Here is a 4,251-nt window from a genome sequence, read left to right as displayed (position 1 = left end):
TCATTGCGAGCGAAGCGAAGCAATCCAGCCCGGTGCACTGTGCTGGATTGCTTCGTCGCGGAGCCTGTACTCGGACGGCGCGAAGCGCCGATCCGGGTGCTCCTCGCAATGACGGGGAGAGTTTGTCGCTCAACGTTTCACAACTAACTCATCGAACTCACCGGAGCCGCCTGCATGTCGCAATCCGCCGAGCCCCGTGTCGTCCCTGAACCCGCATGGGACCTCGGCGCGATCGTCGCCGATCTGGCCGGTCTGCGCGCGGTGTCGCAGCGGCGGCGCTATAAGGGCCGGCCGTTGCCGGAACTGCCGTCACGCGAGGCGGTGGCGGGGATTCTCGACGGCTTGGTCGCGGCGTTGTATCCGAGGCATTTCGGGCCCTCCGGCCTGTCGGAAGACACCCTCGACGTGTTCGTCGCCGACACCATCGAGCAGGCACTACGCCGGCTTCGGCGTGAGGTGCGGCGCGAATTGCGGCTGAACGATCTCGACGGCGTCGCCAAGCACAGCGAGATCGACGGCCAGGCGCTGACGATCGTGGCCGACTTCGCCCACGACCTGCCTCGCATCCGCGCGCTGCTCGACAGCGACATCCGCGCCGCGTTCGACGGCGATCCGGCCGCCAAGAGTCTCGACGAAGTCGTGTTCTGCTATCCCGGCGTCGCGGCGATGATCCGGCATCGGCTGGCGCATCGGCTGTACGCGCTCGGCGTCACCATGCTGGCGCGGATCGTCGCCGAGATCGCGCACGCGCAGACCGGCATCGACATCCATCCCGGCGCCACGATCGGCGAAAGCTTCTTCATCGACCACGGCACCGGCGTTGTGATTGGCGAGACCGCGCGCATCGGTCGCCGCGTGCGGCTGTATCAAGCGGTGACGCTCGGCGCCAAGCGGTTCGAGACCGACGAGCACGGCCGCATCATCAAGGGCGGCGATCGCCATCCGATCCTCGAGGACGACGTGGTGATCTATGCGGGTGCCACCGTACTCGGCCGGGTGACGATCGGGCAGGGCTCGCAGGTCGGCGGCGGCGTCTGGCTGACCCGCAGCGTGCCGCCCGGCAGCGTCATCACCCAGGCCAAGCCGGTCGCCGACTCGTTCGAAAACGGCGGTGGGATCTGAGGCGGGCGATACGCCGCTCTCCATCACCTGCACGCCGTCATCCTGAGGCGCCGCCGCGCAGCGGCGGCCTCGAAGGATGTGCGACGGGGAGGGTGGCGTGCGCGGCCCATCCTTCGTGGCTCGCCCTGCGGGCGAGCGCCTCAGGATGACGCCGTGCGGGTTGAGGTGCCCCACGTTGGGAGGTCATTGGGATGGAAAGCAATTCTCCCAAAGCGCTTTTTGGTAGATGACCGCTTTTGCCAAGCCTAACAAATCCCCGCCCGCCGTTGTTTTTATTCTCTGTGCATTGCGGTGCAGCAGCCGGGGAGGTACCCGATGGACAACGCCGTCGCGGTGACGGCATCCTCGGTCGATGAGCACCTCCGTCATGAATGCCCCCTGGCAACCGCCCGCGCCAGACCGTCCCGTTTCCAGTGCCACGTCCGAGACGGGCATCCTGATCGATCGCGTCCGCAAGGTGTATGCGGCGCGCAAGAGCAGCGCCGAAGTGGTGGCGCTCGACGATATCAGCCTGAGCGTCCCGAAAGGCGCGATCCTCGGCGTGATCGGTCGCAGCGGCGCGGGCAAGTCGACGCTGATCCGGCTGATCAACGGCCTCGATACGCCGACGAGCGGCCGCGTCGTCGTCAACGGCGTCGAGATCACCGCGCTCAGCGAGCGCGAGCTGCGCGGCGCGCGGCGTTCGATCGGCATGGTGTTTCAGCATTTCAATCTGCTGTCATCGCGCACAGCCTATGGCAACGTCGCCCTGCCGCTCGAGATCGCCGGAGTGGCGAAGGCCGAGATCGCCAAGCGGGTGCTGCCGCTGCTCGACATGGTCGGGCTCGCCGACAAGCGCGATCGCTATCCGGCCGAACTGTCCGGCGGCCAGAAGCAGCGCGTCGGCATTGCGCGGGCGCTCGCCACCGAGCCTTCGGTGCTACTATCGGACGAGGCGACCACGGCGCTCGATCCGGAAACCACCGACCAGATCCTCGAACTCTTGAAGCAGATCAACCGCGATCTGCATCTCACCATCCTGTTCATCACCCACGAGATGGCGGTGGTGAAGGCGCTGGCCGATCGCGTTGCGGTGATCGAAGGCGGCCGCATCGTCGAGGACGGCGCCACCTTCGACGTGTTCGCCACCCCGCGCCACGAGGTGACGCGGCGGTTCGTCTCTTCCGTCACCGGCAGCGGCGCGCCGGAATGGCTGCTGGAGAAGCTGCAGCCGACCCAGCCGCCGGGCGGGCAGGCGGTGCTGCGCATCACCTTCAAGGGCAGCGACGCCAATCAGCCGCTGCTGTCGCGGGTGTCGCGCGATCTCGGCGTTGATCTCAACATCCTCTCCGGCCAGGTCGAGATGATCGCCGGCCATCCGTTCGGCACGCTCATCGTGTCGCTCGGCGCTGCGCCAGAGGTGCTGCGCCAGGTGATCGCGCAGCTGTCGGCGGGCAACAATCTGGTGGAGCAGCTCGGCTATGTCGCCTGAACTCATACGCATGATCTGGTCGTCGCTGCTCGACACGCTGGCGATGGTCGGGCTGTCAGGCTTGTTCGGCACGCTGATCGGCCTGCCGCTTGGCGTCTTTCTCGCCACCAGCCGTTCGGGCGAATTGTTCGCCGCGCCGGTCGCCAATCGCATCATCGGCGTGATCGTCAACGCGACGCGCTCGACGCCGTTCATCATTCTGGTGGTGGCGATCGTGCCGTTGACGCGATTACTCGTCGGCACCTCGATCGGCACCGCGGCGGCGACCGTGCCGCTGACGATCGCGGCGATCCCGTTCATCGCCCGCGTCATCGAGGCGGCGATCCGCGAGGTCGATCACGGCCTGATCGAGGCCGCGCGCGCGTTCGGCGCCAGCCCCCTGCAGATCGTCCGCAAGGTGCTGCTACCCGAGGCGATGCCGGCGGTGATCATGGCGCTGACGCTGACGCTGGTCAGCCTGCTCGGCTATTCGGCGATGGTCGGTGCGGTCGGCGGCGGCGGCCTCGGCGACCTCGGCATTCGCTACGGCTATCAGCGCTTCATGCCGGAAGTGATGCTGACGGTGGTGCTGGTGCTGATCGCGCTGGTGCAGGGCGTGCAGACGCTCGGCGACACGCTGGCGCGCAAGCTCGACCGCCGCACACGCCGATCCTGATCCAGTTCAGAAGTGACAAGGAGTTTGTCGATGCGCCGTTTTGCCGTCTCGCTGATCGCGCTGGCTTTCGCCGGCGCCGCCCATGCCGAAACCATCCGCGTCGGCGTCACCGCCGGTCCGCATGCCGAGATCCTCGACGTGGTGAAGAAGGTCGCGGCCGAGCGCGGGCTCGACGTCAAGCCGATCGAATTCACCGACTACGTGGTGCCGAACCAGGCGCTGGCGCAGAAGGAGCTGGACGCGAACTCGTTCCAGCACGAGCCGTATCTGAAGAACCAGATCTCCAAGACCAACTGGAAGATCGTCAAGGTCGCCAACACCATCGCGTCGCCGCAGGGCGTGTATTCGAAGAAGTATAAGACGCTCGCCGAGCTGCCGCAGGGCGCCACCGTGGCGATCGCCAACGATCCGTCGAACGGCGCCCGCGGCCTGCTGATCCTGGCGCTGCACGGCGTCATCAAGCTGAAGGACGGCGTCGGCGCCACCGCCAGCGTCGCCGACATCATCGATAATCCGAAGAAGCTGAAATTCGTCGAGCTCGACGCCGCCCAGCTGCCGCGCTCGCTGCAGGACGTCGATTTGGTCTCGATCAACAACAACTACGCGGTGCAGGCCGGCCTGAATCCGTCCAAGGACGCGATTGCCCGCGAAGACGTCGAAGGCCCCTGGGTCAACATCATCGCGGTCCGCGAGGAAGACAAGGACAAGCCCTGGGTCAAGCAACTGATCGACGCGTATCATTCGGAGCCGGTGAAGCAGTTCGTCGAGACGCGGTTCAAGGGGACGTACATTCCGGCATGGTGAGGGGGCTATTCGGCCAAGGCTTCCACGATTGTCGCTGTAAGCAATGAACGTCCGCAAGTAGTTATTCAAACAGGACGCTGCCCCACAAACAGACGTCATCCTCGCGAAAGCGGGGGGCCAGTATTGCAGTGCGCTCTCAGCTGGCGTGAAGCGTTTCCCACCAACTCTCTGGGATACTGGGTCGCCCGCTTTCGCGGGC

At 66.1% G+C, this 4,251-nt stretch carries 4 protein-coding genes; all 4 read left to right on the top strand.

What is annotated here, in order from left to right:
• Nucleotides 1-174: 174 nt before the first annotated feature.
• The 4 genes from epsC to ACOJTD_RS17005 all read left to right on the top strand — a co-directional run bounded on the left by epsC (nucleotide 175) and on the right by ACOJTD_RS17005 (nucleotide 4,052).
• Nucleotides 175-1,122 carry a serine O-acetyltransferase EpsC gene (epsC, locus tag ACOJTD_RS17020; protein WP_420134066.1) on the top strand — a complete coding sequence of 316 codons (948 nt, stop codon included), beginning with the start codon at nucleotides 175-177 and terminating at the stop codon, nucleotides 1,120-1,122.
• 352 nt (nucleotides 1,123-1,474) lie between these two features.
• On the top strand, nucleotides 1,475-2,593 hold the full coding sequence (locus ACOJTD_RS17015) for a methionine ABC transporter ATP-binding protein (protein WP_420134065.1): 1,119 nt from the start codon (nucleotides 1,475-1,477) through the stop codon (nucleotides 2,591-2,593).
• Complete coding sequence (locus tag ACOJTD_RS17010) at nucleotides 2,583-3,248, top strand: methionine ABC transporter permease (protein WP_254985380.1); 666 nt, start codon at nucleotides 2,583-2,585, stop codon at nucleotides 3,246-3,248. The genes ACOJTD_RS17015 and ACOJTD_RS17010 overlap by 11 nt, the downstream gene beginning before the upstream one ends.
• A 30-nt stretch (nucleotides 3,249-3,278) precedes the next feature.
• The gene (locus ACOJTD_RS17005) at nucleotides 3,279-4,052 is read left to right on the top strand and encodes a MetQ/NlpA family ABC transporter substrate-binding protein (protein WP_420134064.1); all 774 of its coding nucleotides are present in this window, start codon (nucleotides 3,279-3,281) and stop codon (nucleotides 4,050-4,052) included.
• Nucleotides 4,053-4,251 lie beyond the last annotated feature (199 nt).

Origin of the sequence: Rhodopseudomonas sp., from assembly GCF_048594845.1 — a bacterium.
Classification (GTDB): domain Bacteria; phylum Pseudomonadota; class Alphaproteobacteria; order Rhizobiales; family Xanthobacteraceae; genus Rhodopseudomonas.
This window is presented reverse-complemented; position numbering and strand designations above follow the sequence as displayed.

What these genes read in the sequence shown, in the direction of transcription:
- ACOJTD_RS17005 (WP_420134064.1), top strand. Translation starts at nt 3,279, where the DNA reads ATGCGCCGTTTTGCCGTCTCGCTGATCGCGCTGGCTTTCGCCGGCGCC.
- ACOJTD_RS17010 (WP_254985380.1), top strand. Translation starts at nt 2,583, where the DNA reads ATGTCGCCTGAACTCATACGCATGATCTGGTCGTCGCTGCTCGACACG.
- epsC (WP_420134066.1), top strand. Translation starts at nt 175, where the DNA reads ATGTCGCAATCCGCCGAGCCCCGTGTCGTCCCTGAACCCGCATGGGAC.
- ACOJTD_RS17015 (WP_420134065.1), top strand. Translation starts at nt 1,475, where the DNA reads ATGAGCACCTCCGTCATGAATGCCCCCTGGCAACCGCCCGCGCCAGAC.